The 1584-nt window shown below is 68.4% G+C and carries 1 protein-coding gene; it reads right to left on the reverse strand.

Features of this window, described 5'->3' with window-relative positions; translation table 11 throughout:
• Positions 1 to 296: 296 nt before the first annotated feature.
• The coding region (locus ACFU6I_RS48625; RefSeq protein ID WP_384381016.1) for a M4 family metallopeptidase at positions 297 to 1584 on the reverse strand (1288 nt) is incomplete at its 5' end.

The raw sequence follows: 1584 nt of genomic DNA on the forward strand, positions 1-1584 counted from the left end.
GCGGTGCCCGCGGTTGGTGTGCCCCCAGCGGGTGTGGGGGGGGGGGGCCCGTGGCCGCGGGGCCCCCCCCCCCCGCCCCACCACAGGTTGTATCGCCGCCGCGACAATCGCCAGAGCGAGTGTGAGCACGGCGGAGAATCGGTACCGCAGGGGTTCGAGCAGGCGTGATGGCAGAACAGGCACGAACCGTCCGGTGATCGCTGAGTGTGGAGAACTCCGTGATCACCGCGGTTCGTGCCTGCTCTTCATCCGGGGGTACCTTCTGACCGCCGGTGCGCGCCTACTGCTGGACGCTCTTAGAAGATGAGCCTCCAGCTGTCGATGTAGCCCGAGTCGCCGCGGTAAACGTCGCGGACCTGGAGCCGCCAGGTGCCGTTGGCGACCTGGCTGGAGGCGTCCACCGTGTAGGTTTCGAGCACGTTGTCGGCCGAGTCGGACAAGTTGCTCTTCTTCAGCGGGTACAGCGTCCCGTCGGGGGCGACCAGGTCGATGACGAGGTCACCGCGCCAGGTGTGCTTGATGTCCACGCCCACCTTGAGGTCGCTCGGCGCCTGGCCCGAGATCGTGGTGACGTCGATGTCCGAGAAGGCCGCGGGGCCCGCGGCGCCCATGTCCGGGATCGGCACGTCGGTGGTGTTCTCGACGATAGCCCTGGCGACGTGCCAGGTGAAGGTCGCCGTGTTGAGGCCGTGCATGGAGCCTCGGACGGTGACGGTGACGTTGCTGGTGCCCGGCGTGGTGGGGGTGCCGGAGATGACGCCGGTGGTGTGGTTGATGGTCAGGCCGGCGGGGAGGCCGCTGGCGAAGTAGGTGAGGGCGCCGGGGTTGAAGCCGGTGGCCTTGATCTGGAGGCTGGCAGCGGTGTCGACCGCGCTGGTCTGGGCGCCGGGTGTGGTCAGCAGGATGCCATCGATGACGCGGGGTCCGACGTTGATGGCGGCCCAGGCGTTGGCGGTGTTCATGTAGGTGTCGCTGCCCAGCCCGTACAGGTCGGCGGCGGCCTGGAGGGTGGCGGTGCGGGCGGCGGCGTAGTTGGTGGAGGAGGTCATGTAGGTGGTGAGGGCCTTGTACCAGATCTTGGCGGCGGCGTCCCGGCCGATTGCGGTGACCGGCAGGCCGTCGGAAGTCGGGGAGTCGTAGTCCACGCCGTTGACGGTCTTGACGCCGCTGCCCTCGGAGGCCAGGTAGAACCAGTGGTTGGCCGGGCCGGAGGAGTAGTGGACGTCGATGGAGCCGAGACCGGAGTACCAGGCGTCGGCGGACTTTCCGTCCTTGGAGGGCTTGTCCATGTAGCGCAGCGGGGTGCCGTTGCCGCGGATGTCGATCTTCTCGCCGACGAGGTAGTCGCCCTCGTCGGAGGCGTTGTCGGCCCAGAACTCCACGGCCGCGGCGAAGATGTCGGAGGTTGCCTCGTTGAGGCCGCCGGACTCGCCGCTGTAGATCAGGCCGGCGGTGTTGGAGGTGACGCCGTGGGTCATCTCGTGGGCGCCGACGTCGATGGAGGTGAGCGGCTTGGCGTTGCCCGCACCGTCGCCGTAGGTCATGCAGAAGCAGGAGTCGGACCAGAACGCGTTGACGTAGGCG

The organism is Streptomyces sp. NPDC057486, assembly GCF_042802415.1.
Classification (GTDB): Bacteria; Actinomycetota; Actinomycetes; order Streptomycetales; family Streptomycetaceae; genus Streptomyces; species Streptomyces yanii.